The organism is Kaistella montana (assembly GCF_024436175.1).
Classification (GTDB): Bacteria; Bacteroidota; Bacteroidia; order Flavobacteriales; family Weeksellaceae; genus Kaistella; species Kaistella montana.
Genome location: NZ_JANFQP010000001.1, coordinates 506,990 through 523,050 on the forward strand (window position 1 = coordinate 506,990; position 16,061 = coordinate 523,050).

Here is a 16,061-nt window from a genome sequence, read left to right on the forward strand (position 1 = left end):
TTTTAAATTTCAATATTTAATTTTTCAATTTTTTTTCCGTTTCCTACAACCCAAACAATGTCATCGACTTGTAAAATTTCTGAGGAATCTGGATTCAGGATTCTTTCGTCGCCTCTTCTGATGGCAATCACCAATCCATCGGTCTTATCCCTAATTCCCGATTCGCGAATGGATAAACCTTTCTTCGGTGAATGGTGATTGATGAGAATTTTGCCGAGTTTAATATGATCCGTAGTTTGTTCTGCAACCACTTCTTGACTATCAAATACTGTCCTGAAAATTTGGAATTGATCATCGGTTGCGATGATTCCGACTTTGTCATATGGCATCAAAACCTGAAAACGATCCGGCGTGTGAATCAGTTTTTCACCTCTTCGGATATAGCCAATGTTCACGCCATATTGTTCACGCCATTGTAATTCATTGAGGTTTTTACCAATAAAATCTGCCAAAGGTTTTACCTCCAATTCGATGATGTGAACATCCCAAGCTGCGAGATTGTTGATTACTTCGGTGTTTCCGGCAAGTCTTTTTAATGCTTCTTTTTCAGATTTTTGAGATCTGTCGTTTAGGTTAGTGATGAACCTTTTTTCAATTCTATTATAAAAACGGTTGAGTCTTTTCGAGAAGATAATAATAAGAATCATCGCGATCGGAATGGTGATAAAGAAAGAAATAGTGGTAGAAGCAAAACGATCCAAGAAAAATCCTAAAATAGCGATTCCGACGGCAAATCTTGCAATTTCGATGATTAATAGAGGACCGCGATTGTATTTGGTTTTGGTCCAAAGTTCTTTGTAGGAACTAGAACCCGGTCTTTTTACCATTAAAGCCCATAAAAATGGAAGGATAAAAAGAATCGGAAGTGCATTGCCAATGATATTTTTAATGTCGTTGCTGTCCAAATTTTCATTGATAGCTGGAATAATAAATCGTGAAAATAACAGATAAATCGCAATAATGATAATCCCATTGATTCCCATGATTCTTCCATAACTTTTCAAAAGAGTTTGCCAGCTGTTTTCGGCCTGAATACTTTGGGTATTGGAAGAATATTTATTGATTTTCGCGAGATATTTCGGCGGAATTACCTTAACCAACCAATTGTATAACGGCTCGGAAAATTTAATTAAATAAGGCGTTGTAAACGTTGTAATCGCCGAAACTCCCACTGCGACTGGGAATAGAAAATCTGAAATAACACCCAACGACAAACCTAAAGTCGCCACAATGAAAGCAAATTCTCCGATTTGCGCCATACTCATCCCAACTTGTACCGACTGTTTCAGCGGTTGCCCAGAAAGTAGCGCTCCCAATGTGGAACTGATCATTTTTCCGAACAAAGTAAGTAGCGTGACAATTAAAATAGGCCATGCGTAAGTAATCATTGCTTCATAATTAATCATCATCCCCACCGAAACGAAAAATACCGCACCGAAAAGATCTTTCACCGATTTTAAAGTATGTTCTACCTTTTCTGCAAGGGTAGTTTCAGCGATAATAGAGCCCATTACGAAAGCGCCCAACTCGGCAGAAAAGCCAACATTGGTAGCCACTAAAACCATTCCCAGACACAAACCAATTGCCAAAATCAAAAGAATTTCATCGTCAACAAGATTCTTTATTTTCTTTAAAAAAGTTGGCAATAAAAAGATTCCCAGCAAGAACCAAAGACTCAAAAAGAACAGCAATTTAGCTACAGTAAAAAGGATTTGGGTGCCTTCAAATTCTTTGGTAACCGCGATGGTTGAAAGCAAAACCATCAGCAAAATCACCACAATATCTTCCACCACGAGTACTCCGAAAACGGTTTTGGCAAAATTCTTCGTCTTCACGCCCAACTCATCGAAGGCACGAATGATAATTGTGGTCGACGAACTCGCAAGCATTCCACCGAGAAACATACTGTCCATGGTGCTCCAGCCGAGTAATTTACCGGTGAAATATCCAGCGACTGTAATGAAAATAATTTCTACAAATGCAGTGATAGAAGCAGATCCGCCCACATTCATCAATTTCTTAAAACTGAATTCTAGTCCGAGGCTGAAAAGGAGAAAAATTACGCCAATTTCGGCGAGCGTTTTGATGTTTTCGCTATCGACGATGGATGGGAAAATCTTGAAATTCGGACTTACCAAAAAACCTGCGATAATATATCCCAACACTAAAGGTTGCTTGATTTTACGAAAAATAAGAACGACAAAAGCCGCGACGATTAATATCAATGCTAAATCTTCAATAAGCTTCGGTAAGTGTCCCATCTTGCGTAAATCTTAGTTTTTTCTCAAAAATAATGTTTTGGCACAATTTATCAAAGTCTTTCTTGATTATTTTATGGTGAAATTTTTATTATTAATAAAAAAAACGCCCCAGTTTCCTGAGGCGTTCTGTTATTATTCAAAACTAATTTTAGTAATGACCTTTTTCTACGAAATGTGCAGCTACTTTTTCGGTAAGTGCAATTACGTTCGGTTGGTTCGCATATTTGGTGAATCTTCTTAAGCCAGAAAGCATCATTCGCTGTTCGTCGCCTTCTGCGAAAGAAATAATTCCTTCTTTGGCTGCTACGATGATTTTTTCGGTGGCTTTGTAAAGGTTCAACTGAGCCATTGCTGCTTCCACAGAGTCTGGTGCAAAATGTTTTTCTGCTCTTAAAACTGCAGATTCCGCCATGTAAATTTGGTTCAAGATTTCGGAAGCGTTCAACAATAAATGCTGTTGTTTCTCAATTTCCATCATGTATTTTTGAAGTGCAGCGCCGGAAACCATTAAGAAAACTTTTTTCAAATTGGCGATTACGGCTTTTTCTTCGCTCATGAATTCAGAATAATCAGGCACTTCGAAAGAAGGGATTCCCATTAATTCTTTTCCAACTGCCATCGCAGGTTTCAACAAATCGATTTCGCCTTTCATTGTTTTTTTGATGAGCATTCCAACAGCCAAAAGACGGTTGATTTCGTTGGTTCCTTCGTAGATTCTTGCGATTCTGGAATCTCTCCACGCAGCTTCCATTGGCGCATCTTCAGAGAAGCCCATTCCGCCGTAGATTTGGATTCCTTCGTCTGCGGTGTTTTGGGTTAAATCGGATACGAAAACTTTGAGGATAGAACATTCAACAGCGTATTCTTCAACGCCTTTCAATTCTGCTTCTTGGTGATTCATTCCGCCTGCGATTAATTCATCAATTTTATCTTGAATATCTTTCGCAGCTCTGTAAGAACCGGCTTCGGAAACGAAAATTCCGGTTGCCATTTCAGCAATTTTCTTTCTGATTGCTCCGAAAGTAGAAATCGCAACGCCAAATTGTTTTCTTTCGTTGGCATATTGAGTCGCGTGAGCTAAGATTCTTCTTTGTCCGTCGAGGTTTGCGGCAGCTAATTTAATTCTACCAACGTTCAATGCATTCAAAGCGATTTTGAAACCATTGTTTCTTTCACCCAAAAGATTTTCCACAGGAACTTTCATGTCGTTGAAGAAAACCTGACGAGTAGAAGAGGAACGGATTCCCAATTTGTGTTCTTCTTCGCCAAAAGTTAAGCTTGAAGGATCTTCCAATTCGCTTCTGTTTACTACAAAACCGGTGATGTTTTTATCGTCATCAATTTTAGCGAAAAACGTGAAAGTATCGGCAAAACCTGCATTCGAAATCCACATTTTTTGTCCGTTGATGATGTAATGTTTTCCGTCTTCGGAAAGTCTGGCTTTGGTTTTCCCAGAGTTTGCATCCGAACCAGCATCTGGCTCAGTAAGGCAATATGCGCCAAATTTAGTTCCTGCTGCCAAATCTGGAAGGTATTTTTTCTTTTGTTCCTCGGTACCGTAAAGCAAAATCGGTAAAGTTCCGATTCCGGTATGCGCTCCGTAAGCGGTTGCTACAGAACCATTCGCTCCGGAAGCCATGTCGCAAGCAAGCATGGTGGTGATGAATCCCATTCCCAGACCGCCATATTCCTCTGGAACAGCAACTCCAAGAACACCCATTTCACCTAATTTGCGCATCACTTCTTCGGTTAATGCGTAATCTTTGTGTTCGAAACGTTCATGATGCGGAACCACTTCCTTGTCAATAAATTCTTTGATGGATTCGCGAAGCATTTTTTGCTCCTCGCTAATTTCTTCTAAAGTGAAGATTTCTTTTGCAGGAATATCTTTGATGATAAATTCGCCGCCTTTAAGTGTATTGGCCATTATTTTTAGATTTTAATTTTTTATTTTTTTTTTAGATGATAGACGGATAGATAATAGATCAATGAATTGATTTTAATTTATAGGTCATTTTTTTTCTTTTTTCTATTCGTTCAAAGTATTTTGGAATACCATTGTGGCTCTTTGCCATTCTTCAAGTTTAATTTCAAGGATTTCTAAAGCTTCATCTGAAATATACTTTCTGTCATTTGCTAAAATCAATTGCGTTTGTAATTCGAAAGACGAACCTAAAGCAATATCAATAAAATGACTGAAAGATTTATTCGTTCGGCTTGAACCTTCAGCTATATTTGAAGGAATTGATATTGAACACCTGTCCATCTGACTTTTTATGCCATATTTCTCAGTGATTGGAAAAGAATCGGTAAGTTCTAAGACACTTTTGGCAATATCTAAACCCATTTGCCAAATTTTCAACTTCTTGAAATTATGTCTTTTAAAACCACTCATTAGAAATTGTTTAATAATTACGTGCTCTATTATCTATTCGTCTATTATCTATTCGTCTTTAAAGAAGTTCAAATATCGAAGCAGCTCCTTGTCCGGTTCCTACGCACATGGAAACCATTCCGTATTTGTTACCGCGTTTTCTCATTTCGTCTAGAAGTTGAACGGTCAGTTTCGTTCCAGTACATCCCAGTGGATGTCCGAGTGCGATAGCGCCACCGTTTACGTTTAAAATATCAGGATTTAATCCCAATTCTTTTTTGATCGCAACAGATTGAGACGCAAAAGCTTCGTTAAGTTCGATCAAGTCGATGTCTTTGAGCTCTAAACCTGCTTGTTTAAGTGCTTTAGGAATAGCATAAACCGGTCCCATACCCATGATTCTTGGTTCCAAACCAGCAGCTGCATAAGCCACTAGTCTTGCTTCAGGTTCTAGGCCGAGTTCTTTCACCATTTCTTCGCTCATGACGATCACGAAAGCGGCTCCGTCACTCATTTGTGAAGAATTTCCAGCGGTAACGCTACCTCCGTTTGCAAAAACGGGACGAAGTTTTGCTAAACCTTCCAAAGATGTGTCTGCTCTTGGACCTTCATCCACTGAGAAATCGAATTTTTTGGTTTGAATTTTCTGATTTTCATCCAAGAAATTATATTCTACCGGAATCGAAACGATTTGGTTTTTGAATGCACCGGTTTCATTGGCTTTCAAAGCTTTCATGTGAGATTCAAAAGCAAATTGATCTTGCTCTTCTCTGGAAATATTGTACTGTTTTGCCACTTCTTCCGCGGTGTAGCCCATTCCCCAATAATAATCGGGATTGGTTTTTGCAATTTCGGTTTCCGGAACGGGTTTGTAACCACCCATCGGAATATATGACATGGATTCTGTACCTCCTGCGATGATGCAATCAGCCATTCCAGCTTGGATTTTCGCGGAAGCAATCGCAATCGCTTCACTTCCGGATGCGCAATATCGGTTCACGGTAACACCAGGAACTTTGTCGGTATTTAAACCCATTAACGAAATTAAACGGGCAACATTTAAACCTTGTTCAGCTTCTGGCATTGCATTTCCAACGATCAGATCGTCGATTCTGTCTTTGTCGAGTTGTGGAACTGCAGCCATTAATTTTTCAATCACGGTAGCCGCGAGAACATCGGGACGGGTGAAACGAAGCGATCCTTTCGGGGCCTTTCCCACTGCTGTTCTGAATCCTTTTATTATATATGCTTGTCTTGACATTTGTTGTAAATTTTAATGATTAATTACGAAGTGGTTTTCCATTTTGTAGCATGTATTGAATTCTTTCTAAAGTTTTTCTTTCTCCACAAAGTTGTAAGAAAGTTTCTCTTTCGAGGTTCAATAGATATTGTTCGGTAACTACGGTTGGTTCTGAAAGATTTCCACCTACCAAAACGTTTGCGAGTTTATCAGCGATTAATTTATCGTGTTCCGAAATGAAATTACCGGTTAACATTTGATCGGTTCCTACGTAGAACATTCCAAGTGCATCTTTACCCAAAACTTTTACTTTTTGAGGAATTGGTTGCGTGTAACCTTGTTCTGCCATTAATTTTGCAACTTTTTTCGCTTCAAGAATTTGGGTATTTTTGTTTACGACCACGATGTCTTTATGATTTTCTAAAATTCCCATATCGTAAGCTTCGTAAGCGGAAGTGGCCACTTTACCCATCGCGATATTCATGAAAGCATCACGAAGACGGTTGTTTTTCACATCATCGCTGTGGAATTCTCTCGAAGTCCTAATCGCAAATTCTTTCGTTCCACCACCACCAGGAATTACACCAACTCCGGTTTCTACCAAACCGATGTAAGTTTCTGCTGCTGCAACTACTTTATCAGCGTGCATGGTCATCTCGCAACCACCACCAAGCGTCATTCCGTGAGGCGCAACAACGACAGGAATAGAGGAGTAGCGAACTCTCATCATCGATTTTTGGAAATAAGCAATTGCCATATTCAAATCGTCCCAATCTTGCTCGATTGCCATCATTAAAATCATCGCTAAATTTGCTCCAACAGAGAAATTAGCACCTTGGTTTCCAATCACCAAACCATCGTATTCTTTTTCAGCTAAGTCGATTGCACGGTTTAAACCATCCAAAACTTCGCCACCAAGAGAATTCATTTTCGAACGAATCTCAAAATTGATGATTCCGTCTCCTAAATCTTGAATTGCAGAACCAGAATTGCTCCACAAAGTTTTATTTTTTCTGATATTATCGAGGATAATGAAGGCTTCTTGACCAGGAATATTGTTGTAATTTCCAGAATTTTTGTCGAAGAAAATGCTTTGACCTTCCTCATTAACTTTATAGAAAGAACCAACAGATTTTACCCAATCGGAAACTGTGTAACCTGCTTCTGTAGCGAGTTCAATTCCTTTTTGAACGCCAACTGCATCCCAAATTTCGAAAGGACCATTTTCCCAACCGAAACCTGCTTTCATCGCATCGTCTACTTTATAAAGCTCGTCTGATATTTCAGGGATTTTGTGAGAAACATAAGCGAAAAGAGCACCAAGAGATTTTCTGTACAATTCACCAGCTTTGTCTTTTCCACCAATTAAAACTTTAAATCTATCAATTGGTTTGTCGATGTTTTTAGTTAATTCTAAGGTTGCAAAATTGGCTTTTCCGTGTAACTCGTATTGTAGCGTTTCTAAATTTAACCCTTGAATTTCAGATTTTCCATCAGCAGATTTTACTTTTTTGTAGAAACCACCGTCGGTTTTAGAACCTAGCCATTTGTTTTCCATCATAAAATTGATGTAATCCGGCAAAACAAAAGTTCCTTTAAATTGCTCATCTTCTACACCAGAACCGTGAACTCCATTCGCAACGTGAACCAAAGTATCCAAACCAACCACATCCGCAGTTCTGAAAGTTGCAGATTTCGGACGACCAATTACTGGACCTGTTAATTTATCAACTTCCGTCACATTTAAACCAATCGATTTTACATTGTGAAGTAAATTCATCATCGAGAAAACTCCGATTCTATTGGCGATGAAAGCTGGAGTATCTTTAGCTAAAACCGTGGTTTTTCCTAAAAATTTAGCACCATATTCCATGTAGAATTTCACGATTTCTGCATCGGTATCTTTGGTAGGAATAACTTCTAAAAGCGGTAAATATCTTACCGGATTAAAGAAGTGAGTTCCCGCGAAATAATGTTTGAAATCATCGCTTCTGCCTTCTACCAACATATTAATCGGAATTCCTGAAGTGTTGGAAGAAACCAAAGTTCCCGGTTTGCGGAATTGCTCGATTTTTTCGTACACCGATTTTTTGATGTCTAATCTTTCTACCACAACTTCGATGATCCAATCGGTATTTTTGATTTTTTGCAAATCATCATCGAAATTTCCAACAGAAATTCTGTCGGCAAATTCTTTTTTGTAGAGTAGTGCGGGACTTGATTTTACCAATTTACCCAAACTTTCAGTAGCGATTCTGTTTCTCACTACTTTGTCTTCTTTGGTAAGTCCTTTTTTCTGTTCCGCTTCCGTCAATTCAAAAGGAACGATATCAAGAAGGAGAACTTCAACGCCGATGTTGGCAAAGTGCGCTGCAATTCCGCTTCCCATAATTCCTGAACCAAGAACGGTAACGTGTTTTATTCGTCTTTTCATATTGATTATTTTTTATTATTCAGTTCGTTTGCTATTTTTAGGATGTCTTGCATCACTTCTTTGAAAATGTTCATTTTTTCAGAAGAAATTTTTTCAACCACTTTTTTGTTGAAATTTACCACGACTTCTTTAGATAAATTTCTGCTGGTCAGTCCTTTATCAGTAAGTTTAATGATTACTTCACGTTTATCATTGGTGGTTTTTTCTTTATAAATATATCCGTTGTCTTCCAGAAGTTTTATAATTCTAGTTAAAGAAGTTGGTTCAATGGCCATTTTAGGTCCCAGATTTGTGCTTCTAGTTCCCTCTTTAGGATCGATTTTTAAAAGAGTAAGTGCTTGAACTGCAGTCGCATCATGGTCTTGCGCGAATTCAGAATACATCTTCGAAACAGCAAGCCAAGTCGACTTCAAAATGAGATCTACATTCTCAACTTTATCATTATTTTTATGGTCCATAATAATCTTACGATGTGATTTATACAAATATAATAAAGAAATACTATGCATGCATAGTATTTTCATTGTTTTACGTAAGTGTTTAATTATCAATTAGATAAAATATATGATTCGCATAATACTATGCATGCATAGTATCTGTTTTAATAAGCTTAAATGTAGAATTAATGAAGGTTTGCGACGAAATATGAAATCTCTTTAAAGGAAACGCATTTTTTTTGAATTTTATCATCAGATAATACCCAAAAACGATCCTTGTATTCAAATTTTAGAGTTGAGAGGTCTTTTTTAAAGTTTTTTTGAAGAAAAGAATACAACATTTCCTTTTCCAATTGAGGTGCGATAATTTTTGGAGCAACAAAACCTTCACTGAAGCGGAAAATTTCAGGATTTAGCAATTCGTCATGCTTTAATAGAATTTCTTCCGCGATTCCGGCTTCTAATTTTTCATTATTAACCAACCAAATTTGATCCGAAAATTCTTTTGCCAATCGCCAATCATGGGAAGAAAAAAGAATGAGTTTATTATGTTTTTTAGCTAAATTTCTTAGCAATTTTAAAATAATAATTTTATTCTCTTCATCGAGGTGAGTGGTAGGTTCATCAAGAATAATCATCGGAGAATTTTGTGCTAAAGCTCTTCCGATAAAAGCTTTTTGAAGGTTCCCGTCAGAAAGTTTTTGTAAAGGAAAATTTTTATATTGAGTTAAATTTAAACTTTCGATAATTTCTTCAACTTCTTGTAAATCAGATTTATTTAATTGAAAATAATAAGGGTAATGAATATACTTTCCGAGAGCAACCAAATCAGTCAAAGTGAAATTTGTCGGAACTTGAGATTTTGAAAAAACCACCGCGATTTGTTCGGCGATCTCTTTCTGGGAAAGTCTTTTTAAAGATTGATTTTGCAATAAAATATCTCCGCCCAAAGTTGGAATTTGGTTGAGAATCGATTTAATTAAAGTAGTTTTTCCAACACCGTTGTTTCCGATTAATAAACAAATTTCACCCAAATTCAACGAGGTTTCTACGCGTTTAATTAAAGGAGTTTTGTAACCGATTGTTGTATTTTTTAATTGTAAAAACATATTATTTAACGCAAAGGCGCAATTCTATTTTTTTATTTTAATTGGGCATTTAAGGCGCAAGAAAATCAAAGATTTTCATTTTCATAATCCATTAACAACCCTTTTTACACCATCTTTGAAAACATCAGTCCTAAAATTCAGAAGTAAACCTAGTTTGCAATTGGTCATTTTTAAGTAGGTCAAAAGTTGAGCTTTATGAACGTCATTAATAAAGTCTACAGTTTTTATTTCAATTATGAGTTTATCTTCAATAATTAAATCAATTCTATAAGCATTTTCGATTCTTAATTCTTCATAAATTATTGGTAATATTTTTTGTTTTTCTACTTTTAATCCCGTTTTTTTTAATTCATAAAACAAGCACTCTTCGTATACATTTTCAAACAAACCTGCTCCAAATTTTTTTATGAATTTTTAATCCTAAATCAAAGACAATTTTAGATAATTCATTTTCTGTCATATTCTTGTTTTTAGTTTAAAATAATCAAAATGTCATCTTTGATGACTAGCGCCTTAAAACATCAATTTTGTAAAACTTATTTTGCGTCTTTGCGTTGTATTTTTCAATTGTAAAAACATCTTAATTTTTCTTTAGCATCATCGCAAGAATCACCGGAATTCCGAACAATGAAGTGATTACATTCAAAGGAAATTGTGTTGTTTCTGAAATGATCGAGAAAAATTCCATGATGAAAATTCCTAAAATCATATTCAAAATCCATTGTTGCCACAGTTTTGCGGGGTTGAAGATCATTCGACAAAAATGCGGAACAACGATTCCGATAAATAAAATCGGTCCTAAAAATGCTGTTGCAGAAGCCGAAAACAGTGAAGAAGCAATAATGATCAAATATTTCAATTGATTCAAATTCACGCCTAAACTTTGGGCATAAGCCGTTCCTAAAGCGTTTCCGATCAATGGTTTTATGGATTTGAAACTCAAGAAAATTCCGAAAATTACAATCACTGATAAAATCAAAATTTGGTTAGTTGAAACCTGATTATTCGCTCCGAAACTCCACAAAATATAATTTTTAAGACTTTGATTTTCCGCATAAAATTGCAATATAGAAACGACTGCTCCCGCCAACGCAGAAACTAGAAATCCGAAAATAATTAGGAAAGATTTGTCTTGAAATTTATTGGAAAAAGCTAGTAAAATCAGCATTAACAAAAGACTTCCCGCAATCGCAGAAATGCTGAGAAAACTGTTTTGTAAAAATTCTGGAAGTACCAAATCTTGTGAGAAAAAAATGTAAAATGCAACACTTAGACTCGCTACAGATGAAATTCCCAAAACAGAAGGGCCGGCCAAAGGATTCTGGAAATATTCCTGCAATAAAAAACCGGAAGTAGGAATAGAAATTCCCGCCAAAAACATTGCCAAAACCCGATTGATACGAAGTTGCGCAATTTGTGAATTCTCAGAATTTGAAGCTAAAAAATCGGAAAAATCGAGTTTTAAAAAACCAATATTCAAGTTAATCAATATCGAAATAAAAATTCCGATAATGATGAGCATACAAATAAACCTGAAACTGATTTTCAAAGGAATTTTCTTTAATTGTTATTTTGAAGTCAAGAAAGAAGAAATCTTTTCATTCAGCATCTCCTTACTCATCATTCCTACAGTTTCATCTGTTTTATCGCCTTTTCGGATGAAGGTAAACGGAATAGAACCGCCGTCCCATTGCTTGAAATTGGCATGAAAATATTCGGGAATCAGTTGTTCACCATCCACCAACACGATGTTTTCGGATAAGTTATTTTCTTCTGCAAAAGTTTTTACTTTCGTGTCCCAATCTTCTTTAGCATCCAAACTGACAAAGGTAAATTTCACAGGTTGGCCTTTCAATTCCTTCATTTTTTCTTTGAAATGGGGGATTTCAACCATACACGGTCCACACCAAGTGGCGAAAAAATTGGTTACATATAAAGTGTCGTTGTTTTGTTTTGCGAGTATTTTCGAAGTTTCGTCCGGAGTTAATTCGATTTTTTTGAAAGGAATTATGGTTTCTGAAACTTCATTCGATTCTGGAGTTTTCACTGAATCAGTAGTGGAATAATCGCTTAAATCCTCGGTTTTTGTTTCTTTTTTGCAGGCAGAAAGCATTGCCAAAATCAGTATGCTTAAAACTAATTTATTCATTTTATTTTTATATTTTTGAATCATAATTGATATGGAAAAACTTTTATCTAAGGCGAGACAAGCCGAATTTCACAGGCTAAAATTAACGAAAAAGCATCAGCTGACCAAAAACACTTTCACTTTGGAATTTGAGATTCCGGAGGTTTTGAAATCGAATTATCGCTTCGAAGCCGGACAATATGTTACAGTGAAATATCTCGCAAAAGGAATGGATTTTCAGAATGATTTTTCGATTACCTCTGCGCCGCACGAAGAAAAAATTTCTTTAGGAATAAAAATAAACAATGAGGAAAGTTCTACGAAAGAACTTTTTGAAGGTTTCGAAATTGGCGACGAAGTAGAAATTTCTGAACCGAAAGGGCGATTTACTTTGGTCTCGAAACCGCATGAATTCCGCACGATCATTGGTTTTGCTGGTGGAATTGGGATTACGCCTTTGATTAGCCATTTCAAAAATTTATTGTATACAGAACCCAGAACTCGGCTGTTTTTGTTTTATGGAAACCGAAAATCCGAAGAAATTGCCTTTAAAAATGAACTCGATGCTTTGGCGAAAAAATACGGCGACCGATTGCAAATTTTCTATTTCTTTTCGCAGGAAAAAACTTCGGATAACCTGTTTTATGGTAGATTAGATGAGAAAAAACTTCATTTGATCATCAACCAAATTTTGCATTTAGACGATACCGACGAAGAAAGCACGATTTGGGATGCAGTTGACGAAGTGCTGATTTGTGGAAAAGGAGAGATGATTAAATCTTTGGCAAATGCTTGTTATAACAACGGAATTCCCAAAAAAAATATTCATTTTGAATTGTTTGAGGAATACAATGAAGATATTTATCCTGTAGAAAAACAATTTCCTTTGGTAGAAGATATTTCAGTGGATTTTAAGCTTTTTGGGAAAAATTATTCCACGAAATTAGAAGATAATAAAACTAAGCTTTTGCAACAGTTATTAATTCAACGATTTCCGCTGCCGTATTCTTGCAAATCAGGGATTTGTGGAAGTTGCGAATGTATTTTGGAAGAGGGCGAAGTGGAGCTTTTGGAGAACGAATATTTAACAGAAAAAGAAGAACAATCAGGAAAGATTTTGGCCTGTATGTCATTTGTTTTAAGCAAAAATATTAAGGTCAATTTTGATTTAACATAAAAAAACGAACAACCTTTGAAAAGAATTTTAGACATATTAAAATCTTTTTTTAACCTTGTTGAAATCGCAGTTTTGCTGATGATTTTAGCAAATGTTTGGGTTGTGGCATTAACAAACGGGCGAACTTTTACCAAAATTTCGAAAGTTCCGCCAAGAGAAACGGCTCTGGTTTTAGGAACTTCCCCGAGAATGAAATCGGGAGTTTCCAATCCTTATTTTACCAAAAGAATGGAGGCGACAGCGCTGCTTTATCATCACGGAAAAATAAAAAAAATCATCGTAAGTGGCGAAAAAAGCAAAGGCTATGATGAACCTTTTGCCATGAAAAATTACTTGGTTTATCAGGAAGGCGTTCCGGAAAACATCATCATTGAAGATCCGAAAGGCTTTAAAACACAAGTAAGCATCAACAATTGTAAGAATATTTACAAAAAAAACGACATCATCATTGTTTCTCAAGGTTTTCATAATTTGCGGGCGCTTTTTTATGCCAGAAATAATAATATGAATGCGTTGGGCTTCGATGCACAGGATGTTCTCAGCAATCAAAGTTATTACAGAAACCAATCCCGGGAATTTTTGGCCCGAGTGAGTGCAGTGGTTTATTATCTCCTTGGAATTGAGAAAAAAGGAGGATAATTTTTGATTTTCGACATAAATTCCTGCCATAAAATTCAGAATCATTCGTGCAAAATTCTATCTTTGCATAAACTATTATTTATGCTCGTTATCGGAATTGCAGGCGGCACAGGCTCTGGAAAAACTACTGTGGTAAACAAAATTCTTCAGCAACTGAATACTGAAGGAGTAAATGTACTTTCTCAAGATAATTATTACCATGATAATCAGCAGTTAACGCTATCAGAAAGAGAAGTTCTCAATTATGATCACCCGAAATCTATTGATTTTGAACTCTTGTTAAAACATGTAAAAGCGCTAAAAAATGGAGAAAATATCGAACAACCGATTTACTCTTTTGTTACGCATTCCCGAACTGGCGATCACGTTTTGGTAGAGCCTAAAAATGTTCTGATTGTGGAAGGAATTTTGGTTTTAACCAATTCTGAATTGTTGAAAGAATATGATCTAAAAGTCTTTGTACACGCTGATTCCGACGAAAGATTGATCCGAAGAATCCGAAGAGATACACAGGAAAGAGGTCGCGATTTGCAGGAAGTTTTGCACCGTTACCAAACCACTTTGAAACCGATGCACCAAGAATTTATCGAGCCATCGAAAAATGAAGCCGATTTGATTGTTCCCAACATGAAACAAAATACCGTGGCGATTGATTTCCTTTCAACAGTGATCAACAATACTTTGAAAAAATCACATTAATTTCTGTATCTTTATTTTTAAATTTTAAAGGAAATGAAAGAGCTGATTAAAGAAATAAAACCAAAATCTCCGGCGTTCAAACTTATCCAGAAATATGTTCTGAATAAGTATTTCATCACGGTTTTTTTGTTTTTGGTTTGGATGATTTTCTTCGATAATACTTCATTTTTGGTGGTGAACGAACTCAACGGAGAAATCAATAAATACGAAAAACAGCTCGAATATTACAAAACCGAATATCAGAAAAACGACGATTTCTATAAAAAACTCATGAATAATAAATCTGAAAAAGAAAAATTTGCAAGAGAAAATTATTTCATGAAAAAGCCTAACGAAGAAATTTTCATTCTTGTTGTTGACAGCACTAATTTGAAAAAAAATCCTTAAGATATGTTCGCAAAAACCTCCATTCAAGATTGGGAAAGTTTGGTTCAGAAACAACTGAAAACCGAAGATATCTATGAAATTCTTGCCAAAGAAAATTTGGAAGGAATTATCGTGAAACCTTATTACGATTCCGTTTCTAAGCCTTTGCAAAATCTTCCGAAAGTGGAAGAATCTACGCATTTGGTTGCAAATTATCAGGAAGGTTTGGAGGAAAATGTTTTTGCATTTCTTTTAAATCAAAATGTGGAAAATCTTGAAGAAAAAGCCATTTTCATCAACAATAAAGATCTTGCGGAACATATTTCTGTAGACGAATCTAATCGATATTTTAGTTTAATTGATCTTTTTTCGGAAGATGAAAAAGGGGAGATTAATGTTCAATTGGGCAAAGAACTTTTGGCCAAAAATTTCGACCGAAATATCGCAGTTGATGTTTCGCTTCACCAAAATTCGGGAGCAACAATTGTTCAACAATTGGCGATTGCTTTATCTAAAGCCAAAGATTTGGCAGAAATTTTCGGTGCTGAAATTCTTAAAAATATTGTGTTCAAATTCGCAATTGATTCCAATTATTTCTTTGAAATTGCTAAGTTGAGAGCTTTTAAACTTGTTTTTAATCAATTGTCAAAAGAGTTTGGCTTAAACGATATTCCATTTATTTTTGCTGAAACTTCTTCCCGAAACAAATCGAAAAATGATCCTGAGAATAATATTATTCGGGCTTCTTTGGAACTTTCTTCCGCAATGATTGGTGGTGCGGATGCAGTTTTTACGAACGATTTTAGAGTTGAAAATGGAGATGAACTTTCCGAAGAAATTTCTTTCAAACAACAAATTGTTTTGGCTTATGAAAGTATCATCAATGTTTTTGATGACGCTGGAAATGGAAGTTATTATATTGAAAATATCACCCAACAATTTGCTGAAAAGTCATGGAAATTATTCCTCGAAATGGAAGAAAACGGCGGTTATTCCGAATTGTTGAAAACCGGTTGGATCCAACAAAAAGTCTATGAAAATGCGGTGAAAGAACAACAATGGGTAGAAGAAGGGAAAATAAAACTAATCGGCGTGAATTTTTATCCTAAATTGGAGAAAACGAAATCCGTTGAAGAACTTTATACTCCTCTGAAAATTACACCTGTACGATTAAGTGAAATGTTCGAATAATTGTCT

15 protein-coding genes are annotated in these 16,061 nt (G+C 35.9%); 5 read left to right on the forward strand and 10 right to left on the reverse strand.

All coding sequences use genetic code 11. The features are described 5' to 3' along the window. Positions 1-2: 2 nt before the first annotated feature. The 10 genes from NOV28_RS02425 to NOV28_RS02470 form a co-directional block, all read right to left on the reverse strand. Positions 3-2,261 carry a monovalent cation:proton antiporter family protein gene (locus NOV28_RS02425; protein ID WP_255927202.1) on the reverse strand — a complete coding sequence of 753 codons (2,259 nt, stop codon included), beginning with the start codon at positions 2,259-2,261 and terminating at the stop codon, positions 3-5. A 148-nt stretch (positions 2,262-2,409) separates the two neighbouring features. Next, entirely contained in the window at positions 2,410-4,188 is a 1,779-nt protein-coding gene (locus NOV28_RS02430; protein ID WP_255927204.1) for an acyl-CoA dehydrogenase FadE, read from the reverse strand. A 102-nt stretch (positions 4,189-4,290) separates the two neighbouring features. Continuing rightward, positions 4,291-4,656: a four helix bundle protein gene (locus NOV28_RS02435; protein ID WP_255927206.1), complete on the reverse strand. Its 366-nt coding sequence runs from the start codon at positions 4,654-4,656 to the stop codon at positions 4,291-4,293. Positions 4,657-4,714: 58 nt separating this feature from the next. Next, positions 4,715-5,896 carry an acetyl-CoA C-acyltransferase gene (locus tag NOV28_RS02440; RefSeq protein WP_255927208.1) on the reverse strand — a complete coding sequence of 394 codons (1,182 nt, stop codon included), beginning with the start codon at positions 5,894-5,896 and terminating at the stop codon, positions 4,715-4,717. A 19-nt stretch (positions 5,897-5,915) separates the two neighbouring features. Then, positions 5,916-8,309, reverse strand: coding sequence for a 3-hydroxyacyl-CoA dehydrogenase/enoyl-CoA hydratase family protein (locus tag NOV28_RS02445; RefSeq protein ID WP_255927210.1), 2,394 nt, complete (start codon positions 8,307-8,309; stop codon positions 5,916-5,918). 5 nt (positions 8,310-8,314) lie between these two features. Further along, entirely contained in the window at positions 8,315-8,767 is a 453-nt protein-coding gene (locus tag NOV28_RS02450) for a MarR family winged helix-turn-helix transcriptional regulator (protein ID WP_255927212.1), read from the reverse strand. Positions 8,768-8,931: 164 nt separating this feature from the next. Further along, complete coding sequence (locus tag NOV28_RS02455; RefSeq protein ID WP_255927214.1) at positions 8,932-9,855, reverse strand: ABC transporter ATP-binding protein; 924 nt, start codon at positions 9,853-9,855, stop codon at positions 8,932-8,934. An 81-nt stretch (positions 9,856-9,936) separates the two neighbouring features. Beyond that, positions 9,937-10,242, reverse strand: coding sequence for a GxxExxY protein (locus NOV28_RS02460; RefSeq protein WP_369413208.1), 306 nt, complete (start codon positions 10,240-10,242; stop codon positions 9,937-9,939). 193 nt (positions 10,243-10,435) lie between these two features. Next, the gene (locus tag NOV28_RS02465) at positions 10,436-11,377 is read right to left on the reverse strand and encodes a FecCD family ABC transporter permease (protein WP_255927216.1); all 942 of its coding nucleotides are present in this window, start codon (positions 11,375-11,377) and stop codon (positions 10,436-10,438) included. A 45-nt stretch (positions 11,378-11,422) separates the two neighbouring features. Next, positions 11,423-12,004 (reverse strand): TlpA family protein disulfide reductase, encoded by a 582-nt coding sequence (locus NOV28_RS02470; protein WP_255927218.1) that lies wholly within the window; start codon positions 12,002-12,004, stop codon positions 11,423-11,425. A 31-nt stretch (positions 12,005-12,035) separates the two neighbouring features. On the opposite strand from NOV28_RS02470, the gene NOV28_RS02475 reads away from it, so the two are divergent. From NOV28_RS02475 to NOV28_RS02495, 5 genes are all read left to right on the forward strand, one after another. Further along, the gene (locus tag NOV28_RS02475; protein ID WP_255927220.1) at positions 12,036-13,160 is read left to right on the forward strand and encodes a 2Fe-2S iron-sulfur cluster-binding protein; all 1,125 of its coding nucleotides are present in this window, start codon (positions 12,036-12,038) and stop codon (positions 13,158-13,160) included. 78 nt (positions 13,161-13,238) lie between these two features. Beyond that, positions 13,239-13,799, forward strand: coding sequence for a SanA/YdcF family protein (locus NOV28_RS02480; RefSeq protein WP_255928680.1), 561 nt, complete (start codon positions 13,239-13,241; stop codon positions 13,797-13,799). Between the two features lie 81 nt (positions 13,800-13,880). Further along, complete coding sequence (gene udk, locus NOV28_RS02485) at positions 13,881-14,498, forward strand: uridine kinase (RefSeq protein ID WP_255927222.1); 618 nt, start codon at positions 13,881-13,883, stop codon at positions 14,496-14,498. Positions 14,499-14,531: 33 nt separating this feature from the next. Continuing rightward, on the forward strand, positions 14,532-14,885 hold the full coding sequence (locus NOV28_RS02490; RefSeq protein WP_255927224.1) for an FtsB family cell division protein: 354 nt from the start codon (positions 14,532-14,534) through the stop codon (positions 14,883-14,885). Between the two features lie 3 nt (positions 14,886-14,888). Next, a complete protein-coding gene (locus NOV28_RS02495; RefSeq protein WP_255927226.1) occupies positions 14,889-16,055 on the forward strand; it encodes a methylmalonyl-CoA mutase family protein in 1,167 nt (388 codons plus the stop codon). Positions 16,056-16,061 lie beyond the last annotated feature (6 nt).

Coding starts and splice junctions, on each gene's coding strand:
- NOV28_RS02455 (WP_255927214.1), bottom strand. CDS start 9,855: ATGTTTTTACAATTAAAAAATACAACAATCGGTTACAAAACTCCTTTA.
- NOV28_RS02450 (WP_255927212.1), bottom strand. CDS start 8,767: ATGGACCATAAAAATAATGATAAAGTTGAGAATGTAGATCTCATTTTG.
- NOV28_RS02475 (WP_255927220.1), top strand. CDS start 12,036: ATGGAAAAACTTTTATCTAAGGCGAGACAAGCCGAATTTCACAGGCTA.
- NOV28_RS02465 (WP_255927216.1), bottom strand. CDS start 11,377: ATGCTCATCATTATCGGAATTTTTATTTCGATATTGATTAACTTGAAT.
- NOV28_RS02425 (WP_255927202.1), bottom strand. CDS start 2,261: ATGGGACACTTACCGAAGCTTATTGAAGATTTAGCATTGATATTAATC.
- udk (WP_255927222.1), top strand. CDS start 13,881: ATGCTCGTTATCGGAATTGCAGGCGGCACAGGCTCTGGAAAAACTACT.
- NOV28_RS02445 (WP_255927210.1), bottom strand. CDS start 8,309: ATGAAAAGACGAATAAAACACGTTACCGTTCTTGGTTCAGGAATTATG.
- NOV28_RS02490 (WP_255927224.1), top strand. CDS start 14,532: ATGAAAGAGCTGATTAAAGAAATAAAACCAAAATCTCCGGCGTTCAAA.
- NOV28_RS02435 (WP_255927206.1), bottom strand. CDS start 4,656: ATGAGTGGTTTTAAAAGACATAATTTCAAGAAGTTGAAAATTTGGCAA.
- NOV28_RS02495 (WP_255927226.1), top strand. CDS start 14,889: ATGTTCGCAAAAACCTCCATTCAAGATTGGGAAAGTTTGGTTCAGAAA.
- NOV28_RS02470 (WP_255927218.1), bottom strand. CDS start 12,004: ATGAATAAATTAGTTTTAAGCATACTGATTTTGGCAATGCTTTCTGCC.
- NOV28_RS02480 (WP_255928680.1), top strand. CDS start 13,239: ATGATTTTAGCAAATGTTTGGGTTGTGGCATTAACAAACGGGCGAACT.
- NOV28_RS02440 (WP_255927208.1), bottom strand. CDS start 5,896: ATGTCAAGACAAGCATATATAATAAAAGGATTCAGAACAGCAGTGGGA.
- NOV28_RS02430 (WP_255927204.1), bottom strand. CDS start 4,188: ATGGCCAATACACTTAAAGGCGGCGAATTTATCATCAAAGATATTCCT.